This is a genomic window from Type-D symbiont of Plautia stali, from assembly GCF_001485335.1.
Lineage (GTDB): Bacteria > Pseudomonadota > Gammaproteobacteria > Enterobacterales > Enterobacteriaceae > Pantoea > Pantoea vagans_C.
In genome coordinates, this window is the sequence record NZ_BBOC01000026.1 from 12,702 (window position 1) to 28,745 (window position 16,044).

The 16,044-nt window shown below is 54.0% G+C and carries 16 protein-coding genes; 11 read left to right on the plus strand and 5 right to left on the minus strand.

The window, feature by feature from the left end; genetic code table 11:
* Positions 1-73 precede the first annotated feature (73 nt).
* The 5 genes from PSSD_RS10335 (at position 74) to PSSD_RS10355 (ending at position 7,045) form a co-directional block, all read left to right on the plus strand.
* Positions 74-1,372, plus strand: a complete 1,299-nt coding sequence (locus tag PSSD_RS10335) for an adenylosuccinate synthase (protein WP_058971253.1) — start codon at positions 74-76, stop codon at positions 1,370-1,372.
* 200 nt (positions 1,373-1,572) lie between these two features.
* Entirely contained in the window at positions 1,573-2,016 is a 444-nt protein-coding gene (gene nsrR, locus PSSD_RS10340) for a nitric oxide-sensing transcriptional repressor NsrR (RefSeq protein ID WP_039331591.1), read from the plus strand.
* 16 nt (positions 2,017-2,032) lie between these two features.
* Positions 2,033-4,480: a ribonuclease R gene (rnr, locus tag PSSD_RS10345; RefSeq protein WP_058971256.1), complete on the plus strand. Its 2,448-nt coding sequence runs from the start codon at positions 2,033-2,035 to the stop codon at positions 4,478-4,480.
* 112 nt (positions 4,481-4,592) lie between these two features.
* Positions 4,593-5,327, plus strand: coding sequence for a 23S rRNA (guanosine(2251)-2'-O)-methyltransferase RlmB (gene rlmB / locus PSSD_RS10350; RefSeq protein ID WP_039331523.1), 735 nt, complete (start codon positions 4,593-4,595; stop codon positions 5,325-5,327).
* 89 nt (positions 5,328-5,416) lie between these two features.
* Positions 5,417-7,045, plus strand: coding sequence for an isovaleryl-CoA dehydrogenase (locus PSSD_RS10355; protein WP_058971259.1), 1,629 nt, complete (start codon positions 5,417-5,419; stop codon positions 7,043-7,045).
* On the opposite strand, the gene bsmA is transcribed toward PSSD_RS10355, so the two are convergent.
* Together bsmA and PSSD_RS10365 are read right to left on the minus strand one after the other, a co-directional pair.
* Positions 7,019-7,345: a biofilm peroxide resistance protein BsmA gene (gene bsmA, locus PSSD_RS10360; RefSeq protein WP_058971262.1), complete on the minus strand. Its 327-nt coding sequence runs from the start codon at positions 7,343-7,345 to the stop codon at positions 7,019-7,021. The genes PSSD_RS10355 and bsmA overlap by 27 nt on opposite strands.
* Positions 7,346-7,401: 56 nt before the next feature.
* Entirely contained in the window at positions 7,402-9,333 is a 1,932-nt protein-coding gene (locus tag PSSD_RS10365) for a methyl-accepting chemotaxis protein (protein WP_058971265.1), read from the minus strand.
* Between the two features lie 159 nt (positions 9,334-9,492).
* On the opposite strand from PSSD_RS10365, the gene yjfP reads away from it, so the two are divergent.
* Positions 9,493-10,242, plus strand: a complete 750-nt coding sequence (yjfP, locus tag PSSD_RS10370; RefSeq protein ID WP_058971268.1) for an esterase — start codon at positions 9,493-9,495, stop codon at positions 10,240-10,242.
* A 48-nt stretch (positions 10,243-10,290) separates the two neighbouring features.
* Here yjfP and PSSD_RS10375 read toward each other — a convergent pair whose 3' ends face one another.
* Entirely contained in the window at positions 10,291-10,497 is a 207-nt protein-coding gene (locus tag PSSD_RS10375) for a hypothetical protein (protein ID WP_058971271.1), read from the minus strand.
* Between the two features lie 384 nt (positions 10,498-10,881).
* On the opposite strand from PSSD_RS10375, the gene rpsF reads away from it, so the two are divergent.
* Genes rpsF through rplI form a run of 4 tightly spaced genes read left to right on the plus strand, consistent with a single transcriptional unit; the run spans position 10,882 to position 12,322 of the window.
* Positions 10,882-11,277 carry a 30S ribosomal protein S6 gene (gene rpsF, locus PSSD_RS10380; RefSeq protein ID WP_034829324.1) on the plus strand — a complete coding sequence of 132 codons (396 nt, stop codon included), beginning with the start codon at positions 10,882-10,884 and terminating at the stop codon, positions 11,275-11,277.
* Positions 11,278-11,283: 6 nt separating this feature from the next.
* Positions 11,284-11,601 carry a primosomal replication protein N gene (priB, locus tag PSSD_RS26545; RefSeq protein ID WP_071885715.1) on the plus strand — a complete coding sequence of 106 codons (318 nt, stop codon included), beginning with the start codon at positions 11,284-11,286 and terminating at the stop codon, positions 11,599-11,601.
* A gap of 4 nt (positions 11,602-11,605) precedes the next feature.
* The gene (gene rpsR / locus PSSD_RS10390) at positions 11,606-11,833 is read left to right on the plus strand and encodes a 30S ribosomal protein S18 (protein WP_002210155.1); all 228 of its coding nucleotides are present in this window, start codon (positions 11,606-11,608) and stop codon (positions 11,831-11,833) included.
* Between the two features lie 39 nt (positions 11,834-11,872).
* Positions 11,873-12,322, plus strand: coding sequence for a 50S ribosomal protein L9 (gene rplI, locus PSSD_RS10395; protein WP_039331442.1), 450 nt, complete (start codon positions 11,873-11,875; stop codon positions 12,320-12,322).
* Positions 12,323-12,385: 63 nt separating this feature from the next.
* Here rplI and PSSD_RS10400 read toward each other — a convergent pair whose 3' ends face one another.
* Positions 12,386-13,042 (minus strand): LysM-like peptidoglycan-binding domain-containing protein, encoded by a 657-nt coding sequence (locus PSSD_RS10400; protein WP_153011430.1) that lies wholly within the window; start codon positions 13,040-13,042, stop codon positions 12,386-12,388.
* 214 nt (positions 13,043-13,256) lie between these two features.
* On the opposite strand from PSSD_RS10400, the gene bamJ reads away from it, so the two are divergent.
* Entirely contained in the window at positions 13,257-13,877 is a 621-nt protein-coding gene (gene bamJ, locus PSSD_RS10405) for a BamJ family beta-barrel-assembly machinery protein (RefSeq protein ID WP_039331436.1), read from the plus strand.
* Positions 13,878-13,956: 79 nt separating this feature from the next.
* Here the strand turns inward: bamJ and PSSD_RS10410 are convergent, their stop codons facing one another.
* Complete coding sequence (locus PSSD_RS10410) at positions 13,957-15,906, minus strand: bifunctional 2',3'-cyclic-nucleotide 2'-phosphodiesterase/3'-nucleotidase (RefSeq protein WP_058971276.1); 1,950 nt, start codon at positions 15,904-15,906, stop codon at positions 13,957-13,959.
* Positions 15,907-16,044: the final 138 nt, after the last annotated feature.

Below are 16,044 nucleotides of genomic sequence, written 5' to 3' on the forward strand. Positions count from 1 at the left end.
TATGCTAAAAGTGCTGAAAGAGACAAAAACCGATGGTAGAATCCATTTTTAAGCAATCGGTGGTTTTGAAAAAATGGGTAAGAACGTCGTCGTACTGGGCACCCAATGGGGTGACGAAGGTAAAGGTAAGATCGTAGACCTTCTGACTGAACGCGCGAATTACGTTGTGCGTTACCAGGGTGGCCACAATGCAGGCCATACACTTGTCATCAACGGTGAAAAAACCGTCCTCCACTTAATTCCCTCTGGCATTCTGCGTGATAACGTGACCAGCATCATTGGTAATGGTGTTGTGCTGTCACCTGAAGCGCTGATGAAAGAGATGAAAGGTCTGGAAGAGCGCGGTGTGCCGGTACGTGAACGTCTGCTGATCTCTGAAGCATGTCCACTGATTCTGCAATACCATGTCGCGATGGACGTTGCGCGCGAAAAAGCGCGTGGTGCTAAAGCTATCGGTACAACCGGTCGTGGTATCGGCCCAGCTTATGAAGACAAAGTGGCTCGCCGCGGTCTGCGTGTCAGCGATCTCTTCAACAAAGAAACCTTCGCCGTTAAGCTGAAAGAAATCGTCGATTTCTACAACTTCCAGCTGGTTAACTACTACAAAACTGACGCAGTAGACTACGAGAAAGTGCTGAGCGATACGTTGGCCGTGGCCGACGTTCTGACCAGCATGGTGGTTGACGTCTCTGAACTGCTGGACGGTGCGCGCAAGCGTGGCGACCTGATCATGTTCGAAGGTGCGCAGGGTACGCTGCTGGATATTGACCACGGTACCTATCCGTACGTGACTTCGTCTAACACCACTGCAGGTGGCGTGGCGACGGGTTCGGGTATCGGTCCGCGTTACGTTGATTACGTGCTGGGTATTGTTAAAGCTTACTCAACGCGCGTCGGTGCGGGTCCATTCCCAACCGAGCTGTTTGATGAAACTGGTGAATTCCTGTGTGCACAGGGCCACGAGTTTGGCGCCACCACGGGTCGTCGTCGTCGCACTGGTTGGTTGGATGCGGTTGCCGTGCGTCGCGCAGTGCAGATCAACTCCCTTTCAGGTTTCTGCATGACCAAACTGGACGTGCTGGATGGCTTGAAAGAAGTGAAAATCTGTGTGGCGTATCGTATGCCAGATGGCCGCGAAATGACCACCACACCACTGGCTGCTGAAGGCTGGGAAGGTATTGAGCCAATCTACGAAACCATGCCAGGCTGGAGCGAAACCACCTTTGGTGTGAAAACGCTGGAAGGCCTGCCACAGGCAGCACGTGACTACATCAAGCGTGTAGAAGAAGTGACCGGTGTACCGATTGATATTATTTCAACTGGCCCGGACCGCAGCGAGACCATGATTCTGCGCGACCCGTTCGACGCATAATCCTTCAGGTTCTCCTCAGGCCGGACATTGTCCGGCCTTACTTCATCCGTTCTTTGACTCCGCTCACTCTCTTTTTCGTGCAAATATCGACACTTGCCTGAAAAAAACGCACCGGCCTCCACGCTCTGGTTTATCATCATACTTAAACACCACGCCGACCGGCGCATAACCATAACAATCGATGATTCACTGAGGTGTATGTGCAGCTAACGAGTTTCACTGATTATGGTCTGCGTGCGCTGATTTACATGGCGACGCTACCCGAAGGTAAGCAGACCAACATTACTGAAGTCACCGATACCTACGGGGTGTCGCGTAACCATATGGTTAAAATCATCAACCAACTGAGCCGGGCCGGCTACGTTGCTGCGACGCGCGGCAAAAACGGCGGAATTCGTTTAGGCATGGACCCGGAAAAGATCGTGATTGGTCAGGTGGTGAGAAAAATGGAGCCTTTGCAGCTGGTAAACTGTGAAGAGTGTGCCATCACACCAGCCTGTCGCCTACGTAAGGCGTTGTATGACGCGGTCCAGTTATTCCTCAAGGAACTGGATAACTATACCCTGGCCGATCTTGTCAGAGACAACGACGGCCTGTACCAAATTTTATTGTCCGAACCGCCGGTGGCAATCCAAATTAAATGACATCGGAGGAACCGTAATGTCAAAAGATCCTTTTCAGGATAGAGAAGCAGAAAAGTACGACAACCCCATTCCCAGCCGCGAATTCATTCTGGCGCTGTTAGAGAAGCGCGAAAAGCCGGCTAACCGCGATGAAATCGCTCAGGAATTGAAGATCACCAGCGAAGAGCAGCTCGAAGCGCTGCGTCGTCGTCTGCGCGCCATGGAGCGCGATGGCCAGTTGGTGTTTACCCGTCGTCAGTGTTACGCCCTGCCAGAACGCCTTGATTTACTGCGTGGGAAAGTCATTGGTCATCGTGATGGCTATGGTTTCTTGCGGGTTGAAGGCCAAAAAGATGATTTCTACCTGTCGGCTGAGCAGATGAAGTTCTGCCTGCACGGTGATGTGATCCTGGCGCAGCCGGGAAGTGCCGATCGTAAAGGGCGTCGTGAGGCGCGCGTCGTGCGTGTGCTGGAACCGCGTAACAGCCAGATTGTTGGCCGCTACTTCACCGATGCCGGTACAGGCTTTGTGGTGCCGGATGATAGCCGTCTGAGCTTTGACATCCTTATTCCACAAGAAGACACCCTCAATGCGCGCATGGGTTCGGTGGTGGTGGTCGAGATCGTCCAGCGCTCAACCCGCCGCAGCAAGGCTATCGGTAAGGTTACCGAAATTCTCGGTGATAACATGGGAACCGGGCTGGCCGTGGATATGGCGCTGCGCACCCATGAAATTCCGCACACCTGGCCAGAAGAAGTAGAGAAAGAGATTTCGAAGCTGAAGGAAGAGGTACCGGAAGCCGCCAAAAAAGGCCGCGTGGACCTGCGTGAACTGCCGTTGGTTACTATCGATGGTGAAGACGCACGTGACTTTGATGATGCAGTATATTGCGAGAAAAAACGCGGTGGCGGCTGGCGTCTCTGGGTCGCGATTGCAGATGTGAGTTATTACGTGCGTCCGGGCACGGCACTGGATACCGAAGCGCATCAGCGTGGTACCTCCGTGTACTTCCCATCGCAGGTGGTACCGATGCTGCCAGAGATCCTCTCAAACGGCCTTTGCTCATTGAACCCACAGGTGGATCGGTTGTGCATGGTGTGTGAGATGACCATCTCTTCCAGCGGCAAACTGACCGGTTACAAGCACTACGAAGCGGTGATGAACTCCCACGCGCGTCTGACCTACAACAAAGTGTGGAGCATTCTGCAGGGTAATCAGGAGCTGCGTGAGCAGTATGCTTCTCAGGTTAAGCACCTGGAAGAACTGCATGACATGTATGAAGTGCTGGAAACGGCACGTGAGCAACGTGGTGGTATCTCCTTCGAAACCGAAGAAGCCAAGTTTATTTTCAATGCGGAACGTCGTATTGAGCGTGTTGAACGCACCGTGCGCAATGATGCCCATAAGCTGATCGAAGAGTGCATGATCCTCGCGAATATCGCGTCTGCACGCTTCGTTGAAAAGAACCAGGAACCTTCGCTGTTCCGCGATCACGATCGTCCAACCGAAGACAGCATCAAAAGCTTCCGTACCGTGTTGAATGAGCTGGGCTTGAGCCTGCCTGGTGGTGCAAAACCGCAGCCTATCGATTATGCCGATTTGCTGAAGCAGGTGGCCGATCGCCCTGATGCGGAAATGCTGCAAACCATGCTGCTGCGTTCGATGAAGCAAGCGGTGTACGATCCGGAAAACCGTGGCCACTTTGGTCTGGCACTGCAGTCTTATGCGCACTTCACCTCGCCGATTCGTCGTTATCCGGACTTGTTACTGCATCGCGCCATTAAGTACCTGCTGGCGAAAGAGCAGGGTACCCTGACCGGGAACACCACGCCGACCGGTGGTTATCACTACGATATGCAGCAGATGTTGCAACTCGGCCAGCACTGTTCAATGACCGAACGTCGTGCCGATGAAGCCACGCGCGATGTTGCTGACTGGCTGAAATGTGACTTCATGCAGGATCAGGTAGGCAATGTCTTTAACGGTGTGATCTCCAGTGTCACCGGTTTTGGCTTCTTCGTCCGCCTCAACGATCTGTTTATCGATGGTCTGGTGCATGTGTCTACGCTGGATAACGATTACTACCGCTTCGATCCTATCGGCCAGCGCCTGATTGGCGAATCGGGTGGCCGCACTTATCGCCTTGGCGATGCGGTGGAAGTTCGCGTGGATGCGGTGCATATGGATGAGCGTAAAATTGATTTCGCGCTGATCTCCAGCAAGCGCGTGCCGCGCGGCGAAGGTAAAACCGAACGTGAGCGTGAGAAGCGTGGCGGTAAGCCGCCGGCTAAGCGCCGTCGTGATGCGGGCAAGAAGGGCACTTTTGAGCCTGATGCTGCATTCCGGGGCGAGAAGAAAAAGTCTGTGACAGCTGAAAAACCGGCTAAAACCGAGAAAAAAGGCAAAAAAGTCTCAGAGAAAACCCGTAAAATCGCCGCCGCCACTAAGGCAAAGCGTGCGACGAAAAAATCCAGCGAAGCCTGATGAAGCTGCCATTAACGGCAGCTCATATTCGTAGCGGCGCAATTTATTGCGCAATGATTCGCGCCGCTACACACGATTATTCAACGATATACATCCAACCTTGAGCAAAGTAATGAGCGAAATAATTTTTGGTATTCATTCCGTGCAGGCACTGCTGGAACGTGATCCTCAGCGTTTCCAGGAAGTCTTTATTCTCAAAGGCCGTGACGATCGTCGCCTGCAGCCGCTGATTGCCGCACTGGAAGCTCAGGGGATCGTGATTCAGGTCGCTAACCGCCAATGGCTGGACAGCCAGGTTGAAGGCGGTGTCCACCAGGGGATTGTGGCGCGGGTGAAGCAGGGGAAAAACTATCAGGAAGGCGATCTGCCGGATCTGCTGCAAAGTCTTGATAAACCGTTTTTACTGGTGCTGGACGGCGTTACCGATCCACACAACCTCGGTGCGTGTCTGCGTAGCGCAGACGCGGCTGGCGTACACGCCGTCATCGTTCCGAAAGACCGTGCTGCACCGCTGAACGCGACGGCGAAAAAAGTGGCCAGCGGCGCGGCAGAAAACGTGCCGTTGATTCGCGTCACTAATCTGGCACGTACCCTGCGCTTGCTGCAGGAATACAACATTTGGGTGGTCGGTACGGCAGGTGAAGCCGATCATACGGTGTATCAAAGCAAAATGACCGGCCCCATGGCGCTGGTGATGGGCGCGGAAGGGGAAGGGATGCGCCGTCTGACGCGTGAACACTGCGATGAACTGATCAGCATTCCTATGGCAGGCAGCGTCTCATCATTGAACGTATCTGTTGCCACTGGCGTGTGCTTGTTCGAAGCGGTGCGTCAGCGCCTGGCGTGATCCTCGCCGCAAAAGTGTTTTTGTACCAGGCATAACTGTGCATCACCCTCATACTTGAACCATGCGTTCAATGAGGGGGATGCAATATTATGCCTTGGACCACCCACAACGTTTTCAATCAACCACCGCCACTCAGTAACAGTAACCTGTTTACCCATGATATTGCGCTCTGTGAGGCCGTAACCCGCGAAGGCGCAGGCTGGGATCGCGAATGGCTCGCCTCCGTTGGGCTGCAACTTGGCAGCGCTGAATCTCTCGAATTAGGCCGACTGGCTAATGCGTACCCGCCCGAACTGCTCCGTTACGATGCCCGTGGTGAGCGGCTTGATGAAGTGCGTTTTCATCCCGCCTGGCATTTGCTGATGCAAGGACTTTGCGCCAGCCGCCTGCACAATCTCAGCTGGCAACCTGACGTACAGCCCAATGCCATGGTGGCGCGCGCGGCTCGCTTCATTTTGCATGCTCAGGTTGAAGCCGGATCGCTTTGTCCGGTCACCATGACGCATGCCGCCATCCCGCTACTACAAAATTATTTGCCGCAGCCCTATGCCGACTGGCACGACGCCCTGCTCAGCGATCGCTATGACGCCCATCACGTGGCGGGCAATAAAAAGCGCGGTCTGTTGATCGGTATGGGGATGACAGAAAAACAGGGCGGCACCGATGTGTTGAGCAACACGACACGTGCTGAACCGCTTGGTGTGCGTGGGCCTGGCGAGCCTTATCGTATCACCGGGCATAAATGGTTCTTCTCGGTGCCACAAAGTGATGCACACCTGATCCTGGCGCAGACAGCGCAAGGGCTGAGCTGTTTCTTTTTGCCACGACTGCTGCCGGATGGCATGCGAAATGCGATCCGCATCGAGCGATTAAAAGAGAAGCTGGGAAACCGTTCCAACGCCAGCGCCGAAGTCGAGTTTCAGGATGCCATTGGCTGGTTGATGGGCGAAGAGGGTGAGGGGGTGCGGCTGATCCTGAAAATGGGCGGCATGACGCGATTTGACTGTGCGCTGGGCAGCCATGGGCAGATGCGCCGCGCCTTATCCATTGCCTTGTACCACGCACAGCAGCGCCAGGTGATGGGTAAAAACCTCAGTGACCAACCGTTGATGCGCAGCGTGCTGGCGCAGCAGGCGCTGCAATTGGAAGGGCAAACTGCACTGCTGCTGCGTCTGGCACGCGCCTGGTCAACCCCCGCCAGTGAGCATGAACGTTTATATGCACGGCTGTTTACCCCTGCCGCCAAATTTGGCATCTGCAAGGCGGGCATCCCCTTTGTGGCGGAAGCCATGGAGGTGTTGGGAGGCATCGGCTATTGCGAAGAGAGCGAACTGCCGCGTCTCTACCGTGAAATGCCGGTGAACAGCATTTGGGAGGGCTCAGGCAATGTGATGTGCCTGGATGTGATGCGTGTGCTGGGGCGGCATGCGGATGTGTTAACTATGCTGGATGATGAGTTCGATGCGGTGAAAGGGATCAACCGTCATTTTGATCGCCGCTGGCGTCAACTTCGGTTGCAGTTGCCCCATGTCCGAGAGGGGGTTGCGCGCGAAGTGACCCAAACGTTATTGCAGCTCGCGAGCGCAGCCATTTTGCTCAAAGTGGCAGAACCGCCACTCGCCGATAGTTGGTGCGGCCAGCATCTGGATATGCGTGGCCGACGCGGACTGAGTGACGATCTCTGCAGCCGCTTACTGCTGCGAGCCAGTGCCCGTTGATGGGGCGCCAAAGAGAATCGCAGTACCGTACCAAAAACCAGGCACGGTGGTTTCATCAAGCATCAGGATTTGGTAGTACACCGCTCCAGCCTGATTGGCGCGCGCGGCCAGTGCTCGTTGGGCATCATCTGGCGAGCCACGTGTAGTGACGGTGATATTGCCGAGCTTACGCAAGCCGTAACTTTGTGCGCGGGTGATTTCCTGCGCGTGGCTGGTGGGCGGCGGCGGTGCTTTGGGTGTGGTTTTGAAAGCGGAACAGCCACTCAGCACCAGACACACTGCCAGTAAAAGGCGACGCATAACACACTCCAGAAAGAGGAAGATGGCTCAAGTTTATGCCATCTTCCCTTTTCATATCAGTCCTTCAAATGAAAAAGACTCACCAACTGTGTCAGATGGCGACCTTGTTGATTCAGCGTATGCGCAGTGGTCTCGGATTGGGTGATCATATCGCTGCTCTGGTGCGTGGCTTGACCAATATGGTTCATCGCCAGATTGACCTGACCAATGCCCGCCGCCTGCTCTTGTGCAGCAATATTGATTTCCCCCATCAACGCTTTCACCTGCTCAATATGGCTGACGATGTGCTGCATGGCGTCACGTGTTTGCTCTGACAGCGTGTGTCCCGCCGCGACTTTGTTGATGGAGGTCGCAATCAAAGTATCGATCTCTTTTGCGGCCGTGGCGCTGCGTTGGGCCAGTGCCCGAACTTCGGCGGCGACCACCGCAAAACCTTTGCCATGTTCTCCGGCGCGTGCGGCTTCAACAGCGGCGTTGAGCGCCAGGATATTGGTCTGGAAAGCTATGGATTCAATGACGTGCGTGATATCTGCGATGCTTTGTGATGCGACACGAATCTCAGACATGGTCTCCACGGAACGCGCCACGGTGGCCCCACCCTGATCGACAGTGCTGGCTGCTTCACCCACCAGTGCCAGTGCCTGACGCACGTTCGCCGCGGTTTGCGCCACGGTCGCACCAAACTGCTCCATGCTGGCCGAGGTTTCCTCTACGCTGCTGGCCTGGCGACCAATCTGCTCGCTGATGCTGGAACTGCTGGCGGCGATGGTATCGGTGCCGTGGCTGATATCGCGGGCGGCACTGCGCACCTGGCTGACCACTTTTTCCAGCCCGTCGCCAATGCCATTAATCGCCGCCACCAGTTGGCCCACTTCATCGCGGCGCGAGGAGTCGAGATGCGCCTGTAAATTACCCGCAGCGTATTGCTCGGCCAGATGAATCACCTGCTGTAGCGGACGCGTAATAGCACGACGGCTGTACCACATAAAGCCGACGGCGAAAGCGATCACCAACACCAGACCAATGACAATGAACAGGTTGCGGCTTTGCGTGATAGGCGCGAGCAAACTGGCACGACTGACCTCTCCGGCAATAATCCAGTTCCAGCCTGGCAGCTGTTGCCACGCCAGCAGTTTGGTTTCACCTTCCAGTTCAATACTCAGCAACCCTTTTGGCTGGGTTAACAGCTGCTGTTGCACGGCTCTATCCCAGCGCGGCAATTTGCCCTCTGCCTGACGGTCAAACAGATATTGCCCTTGTGCACTGCCTGGTGCACCGTTCAGCACAAAGAAGCTGCCGCTGTCGCCCAGATGGCGTGCCAGCACTTTGTCGCGCATCAGCGCATACTGCGCATCGATTTGCACCCCAACGAACAGGATGGCGATCACTGCACCGCTCTCATCCTGCACCGGTTGATACTGGGTGATGTAGCGATGACCAAATAATGTCGCCAGTCCACGATACACCTGCCCCTGATTAATACTGCGCCACGCGGCACTGCTGCGATCCAGCTTGGTGCCCACTGCGCGATTGCCATCCTCCTTTTTCAAAGATGTGGCGACACGGATGTAATCTTCGCCATCGCGCACAAAAATGGTCGTCACCGCGCCTGTGCGTTCCAGAAAATCATCCACGGCAATTTGATCGAGATTGAGGGTTTTCAGCCCAGCGCGCAGGGTGGGGGTGCTGAACTCGCCCACTTGAATACGCGCGTTTTCATCACGGCTAAAGCGCTTGGGCAGGAAACTCTGGAACAGTTTGGTGTAATTCGCCACTTCCTCTGACAGTGTGGCGTTAAACATGGTGGCCATTTCATTAATGCCCAGCACCTGATTTTGCATGTCATCGGTGGCCAGCTGCTCCAGTTGACGCGCGGCGTTATGGCTCAGGGTGAGGGTCAAGGTCAACAGCACAATCGCCACGCTTAAAGACGTCAATACAGACAGCTTAATTCCGAGACCCATGGCGCTGAGAGAGAGACGCTGCATAAAGTACCTATTAAAGAGTGTTGGAGAGGTACAAGATCAACGGCAAATCTGGCAAAAGGTTTAGTACAGAAATTATTCTGATTAAATGTGAAGTTGCTCGCGTTTTGCTGCTCAGCACTTACACTGTGACGGGTGATAATCATTCTCAACGGAGGCGGTATGATTGAGTTGGCGACGGAGAACCTGGCAGGAATTGAGTGTATTCACGCGTCACCGGCCGGGCAACGGCATGCGCGTTTACCTACCATCCTGTTTTATCACGGCTTTACCTCATCTAAAGAAGTGTACAGCTACTTCGCGGTGGCGCTGGCGCAAGCCGGTTTTCGCGTCATCATGCCGGATGCGGATATGCACGGATCGCGCTATAACGGGGATACCGAAATGCGCATGACGCATTTTTGGGAGATCCTCAAACAGAACATTGATGAAGTGCCGCAACTGGAAGCGGCAGTGCGTGAGAACGATTGGGTCGCCGATGAGCGCTTTGCCGTTGCAGGTGCATCAATGGGGGGGATGACAGCATTAGGCGCGATGGCACGTTATCCGCAGATCCACAGCGTCGCCTGTATGATGGGGTCGGGTTACTTTATGCAGCTGAGCCACACGCTATTCCCTCCGCTGGTGGCCCGTACGCCGGAACAGAAAGAGACCTTTGCCGCGCGTCTTGCGCCGCTGGCACCTTACGATCCCAGTCAGCAACTGGAGAAACTGGCGCACCGTCCGCTATTGCTGTGGCACGGTGAAGCCGATGAAGTGGTGCCATTCGCCGAGACGGTAAGGCTAGAGAAAGCGCTGCGCGACGCCCAGTTGGATGGGAAAATGACTTATCTCTCCGAAAAGCAGATCGGCCACAAAATTACGCCATCAGCCCTGACTGCGCTGGTGAGTTTTTTCAAACATCATCTGTAGAAACAACTCGGGCTGGCACAAGAGGCCAGCCCGTTACGTCGTCCGATTTTAAAGCTGTGAAGACAGGCGTTCTGCTGTACTGGTATTCGCACTGACCGGGTTGCTGCCAGGCGTATCCAGCCGGTTGACGTAGACATAGCCTGAAGCCGCATTGCTGCTGTTACTTCTCATCTGCTGCGCATAGTCAGCGGAGCTGGCAAAAGCGGGTGGAGACAGGAAGAGACCCAGTAAAGTGGCGAAAATGATGGTTTTCATATTCGACTCCTCACTCCGGGGATTGCACTCTCAGACGCCGCGAATAAGCCAAACCGTTGCGCCTGTAAATAGTTTAGTTGTTTGTCACATTGATGCCAGATCGTCCCATTGAACGCCACCATCAGCAATTTTGAACAATCCCTCGCTAACCTGCTGAATCACAATCCTTAGCACAAAAGGTGCCCTCGACTGGCACACACTCTGCGATTTGATGAATTGTGCGCTTGAGTTATCCCTGCAACGTCAGTATGATTACGCGTCAATTTTTCAGCTGCATTCAGAGGTGTGTTTCATTTTAAATGATTCACAACCTATAACGTTCCTTGCTTCCGTGGGCCGCAGCTGACCCTGACAGGAGGCTGAATAATCCGTAAGGAGCTATCGATGCGTCATTACGAAATCGTATTTATGGTCCATCCTGACCAGAGCGAACAGGTTCCAGGTATGATCGAGCGTTACACTGGTGCTATCACCGGTGCACAGGGCACGATTCACCGTCTGGAAGACTGGGGCCGCCGTCAGCTGGCTTACCCAATCAACAAACTGCACAAAGCACACTATGTTCTGCTGAACGTAGAAGCTCCGCAGGAAGTGATTGACGAGCTGGAAACTAACTTCCGCTTCAACGACGCCGTTATCCGCAGCATGGTTATGCGCGTTAAGCACGCGGTAACTGAAGCATCTCCGATGGTTAAAGCGAAAGATGAGCGTCGTGACCGTCGCGAAGACTTCGCTAACGAATCATCAGATGACTCAGATGCTGGGGATTCTGAAGAGTAATCCGACATGACGGCAAATCGACTGCGCCTGTCAGGCACTGTGTGCAAGACGCCAGTTCGAAAAATCAGTCCGTCAGGGATTCCTCACTGCCAGTTCGTGCTTGAGCACCGTTCTGTGCAGGAGGAAGCCGGTTTTCACCGGCAAGCCTGGTGTCAGATGCCGGTGATTATCAGCGGCAGCACCCATCAGGTGATTACTCAACATATAACGGTCGGTACGCAACTCGTTCTCGAAGGTTTCATTAGCTGCCATCAGGCACGCAATGGTCAAAGTAGAGTCGTGTTACATGCCGAGCAGATTGAATTGATAGATTCTGGAGACTAGCCAAATGGCACGTTATTTCCGTCGTCGCAAATTCTGCCGTTTCACCGCGGAAGGCGTTGTAGAGATTGATTACAAAGATATCGCTACACTGAAAAACTACATTACCGAAAGCGGTAAAATTGTCCCGAGCCGTATCACCGGTACTCGTGCAAAATACCAGCGTCAGCTCGCTCGTTGCATCAAGCGCGCTCGCTACCTGTCCCTGCTGCCATACACTGATCGTCATCAGTAATTGGTAGTTGTCCATTAACGACTTTAAGAGGATAAGGTAATGCAAGTTATTCTGCTTGATAAAGTAGCAAACCTGGGCAGCCTGGGTGATCAGGTTAACGTTAAAGCGGGCTACGCTCGTAACTTCCTGGTTCCACAGGGTAAAGCTGTTCCTGCTACCAAGAAAAACGTTGAGTTCTTCGAAGCGCGTCGCGCTGAACTGGAAGCCAAACTGGCTGACGTTCTGGCTGCTGCTAACGCACGTGCAGAGAAAATCAATGCACTGGGCACCGTTACCATCGCGTCTAAATCAGGCGACGAAGGTAAACTGTTCGGTTCTATCGGTACCCGCGACATCGCTGACGCTGTAACTGCAGCTGGCGTTGAAGTGTCTAAGAGCGAAGTGCGTCTGCCAAACGGCGTTCTGCGTTCTACCGGTGAGCACGAAATTGACTTCCAGGTTCATAGCGAAGTGTTCGCTAAACTGGTTGTGAATGTAGTGGCTGAGTAATTATTACTTGGTAACTGGTTATGCGAAAACGCCGGCTTCCGCCGGCGTTTTTGTTTCTGCGGTTTACTGGGCGCGAATAAAACTGCCGTCCGGCTGGCGAGTAAATAACACCGGACCGTTGCTGCTATCTACCGTCAATCCCGTCACCACACCTTGTGCATTCTGACGAATCTTCACCTGCTGGCCATTTTTCAGCGCGCTGAGCGGCTGATCGTTACCCTCTACGCGAGCCATCGCGAACACATCATTCACCGGTAAATTGTTGTCCCGGAATAGTTGAGCCAGCGTCTGACCAGATGTCACGGTATAACTGTGCCATTCGCCTTGGGAGTCGGCTTTTGGCGTGGCATTCTGCAGCTGTTTGTTGTCATAAATCTCGGCCTGCAGCGGCACCTCTTTGCTGCTGTTATCGGCGGGGTGTTCAATCGGATATTGTGGCGTGCTGCTCGGCCAGAGAAACGCCAGTAACAGTATCAGCAGGGCGATAACAATGCCGCGACGATGGAAGGCCGGGAGCGGGTCCATCCAACGCACATTATCCAGCAGATGCCAGACGCGCAGCAGCACGGCGGGAACGCGGGAAGGGGTATCAGAAGCCATTCGTGAATCCTCCTCGCTGGCGGCCTTGCGCTTAATTTGCGGCAGCCAACGTTGCAACCTCGGTAAAGTAAAAGCACGCGGTGCGCGCGTCCTGCGACGTCGTGGGGCGATCTGGCCCATGTATTCTCTCTTTCTTAGCGCTGTACAGCAAAAACCTTGTCACAGCTATAGTATGGGCAATGCGGGCGCGAAGTGCCTGCCAGCATTGAAAAATTTGACCTGTGTATTGTTTCTCTTTCGCTGAGAAATGTCATCTCTGCCGCAGCAGATTTTACGCCAGCCGCCCGCGCTGTTATGCTGCCGTTTCTAATTTATTCGGGATTAAGGAATCAAAATGACCACCCCTTCATTTGACAGCGTCGAATCACAGGCAAGTTACGGTATCGGTTTACAGGTAGGCCAGCAGTTGCAGGAATCTGGACTGCAAGGTTTGCAGCCGGAAGCACTGCTCGCGGGCCTGCGCGACGCGCTGGAAGGGAACTCACCGGCTGTGCCTGTTGACGTGGTACATCGTGCGCTGCGCGAAGTCCATGAGCGTGCTGAAGGCGTGCGTCGTGAGCGTGTTGAAGCCATGGCAGCAGAAGGCCAGAAATTCCTTGAGCAGAATGCGCAGCGCGAAGGCGTAAGCAGCACTGAAACCGGTTTGCAGTTCAGCGTGATCACCCAAGGTGATGGCCCAATCCCTTCGCGTCAGGACCGTGTACGCGTTCACTACACCGGTAAACTGATTGATGGTTCTGTTTTCGACAGCTCAGTTGCACGTGGCGAGCCGGCTGAATTCCCGGTAAGCGGTGTTATCGCTGGCTGGATTGAAGCGCTGACCCTGATGCCAGTTGGCTCAAAATGGGAGCTGGTGATTCCACAAAACCTCGCCTACGGTGAGCGTGGTGCTGGCGCCTCTATCCCGCCATTCAGCACCCTGATTTTTGAAGTCGAGCTGCTGGAAATTCTGTAATTTTTCACCCTGCTTCAGCGTGATTGTAGGTGCGTACCTTGATGCGCTCTTGGGCGGCCTGATGGCCGCCCAAACAGAACTAATCACTCTTCTGCAAATTCACCTGCCAGATCGCAAAGCCAATCTCATCACTGCCCACCGCTTTCATCGGGTAATCAGCATACTGCTCAATAAACTGCGTGGCTTTTTCGCCCGGTGCAGTTTCAAAGCGGATATCCAGTGGCGTGTCACTGTGAATGGGCGCTAAACGCCAGTTGTGATCGGCCTGCGGTTTCACCTCACCGTGCGCTTTGGTTTCGCTACTGATATAAGCCGCAACAATGGAACGGTTCTCATCAGGCGAAGCAAACGCGACATACTTATCACCGGTTCCGGCAAACTTACCGCCATAAGCCCGATAGTTGTTGGTAGCAACGAGGAAAGTGGCATTCGGGTCGATAGGCTTGCCCTGCCATGTCAGATCCTTGATACGTGAAGCCTGTTTGTTGATCAACGTGCATTCCCCGTCATAGCGCGCCGGTTGCGTCACATCGATTTGATAATCCACGCCATCAATCACATCAAAGTTGTAGGTGCGAAAATCCCAGTTAATCAGCGACTGCGGCTTGCTGCTGTGCGGGTCAATCTGATTAAACTGCGCGGCTGAACACTCCAGCCACTCTCTCACTTGCGCACCGCTGACTTTCATCACCACCAGGGTGTTGGGGTAGAGATAAAGGTCGGCGGCATTACGGAAGGTGAGTTCACCTTTCTCCACCTCGGTATAGCTGGCTGGATCGTTCTTGCGACCGCCGGCTTTAAACGGAGCAGCAGCAGACAGCACCGGTAGGCGGCCTAAATCGGGATCGCCCTGAATAAAGTGCTCAACATAGGCACGCTGCGCATTGTTCACGATCTGTACCGTGGGGTCGTCCTGCACCAGCGACAGATAGCTGTACATCACGTCGGCGGATTTCCCGATGGGCTTGGCCACAAATTCACGCGTGGCACGGTGATCTTGTTCCAGCACCTTCACCAGGTCGGCATCTTCCGTCGCCAGTGATTTCTTCGCGACCGGATCGTAAATCGGACGCGCCTCCGCTTTACCCTGCGTGACCTGCCATTTTCCTCCCTCGTTGTTCAGCACCAAATCGACCACACCGAGATGATCGCCCCACATGCCTGGCATCACTGATGGAATACCGTTGAGGGTGCCCTGCGCAATATCAGCGCCTTTAATGGCGGCGAACTCTTTGCTGGGGAACACCGCATGCGCATGACCAAACATAATGGCGTTAATGCCCGGCACCTGGCTGAGGTAGTAGACCGAATTTTCTGCCATGGCGTGATAGGGTTCACTGCTTAAACCGGAGTGCGGTATAGCGATGATTATTTCAGCACCTTTTGCGCGCATTTCCGGCACATAGCGCTTCGCTGTTTCCGTAATGTCATCAACACGGACTTTTCCCTGCAGATTGTTACGGTCCCACACCATAATCTGCGGCGGTACGAAGCCGATATAGCCAATTTTTAACCGATGTACCTGGCCGCTGCGGTCTGTGACCTGCGTTTCCTTGATTAAATAGGGTGTAAACAGCGGTTTTCCGCTCTTTTCATCGATAATGTTGGCGTTAACGTAAGGAAAACGTGCACCGGCAATCGCTTTTTGCAGATAGGGCAAGCCATAGTTAAATTCGTGATTACCCAGGTTACCGACGGTGTAATCCAGCGTGTTCATCGCTTTATATACGGGGTGGACATCGCCTTGTTTCAGTCCTTTAGCGGCCATGTAATCACCCAGCGGGCTGCCTTGAATGATGTCTCCGTTATCAACCAGCACGCTGTTTTTCGCTTCCGCCCGCGCTTGTTGAATCAAGGTTGCGGTGCGCACCAGGCCAAACTTCTCGGTCGGTGTGTCTTTGTAGTAGTCGAAATCCATCATATTACTGTGCAGATCGGTGGTTTCCAGAATGCGCAGATCTACGGTAGCGGCCTGTACCGTGGCCGCTGTAACACACAGCGCCAGTAACGACATGCTCGCTTTGAACATGGCTTGCTCCTTGTTTTATGAATAGGCCTCTCAAAATAATGTAAAACAATGACGAATTATCATTTCAATTTGTGATGTAACCCGGACTTTTGCACAGTTTCCGCCGTGCGGCTCAGCCATAAACCTATTCAGCATCGC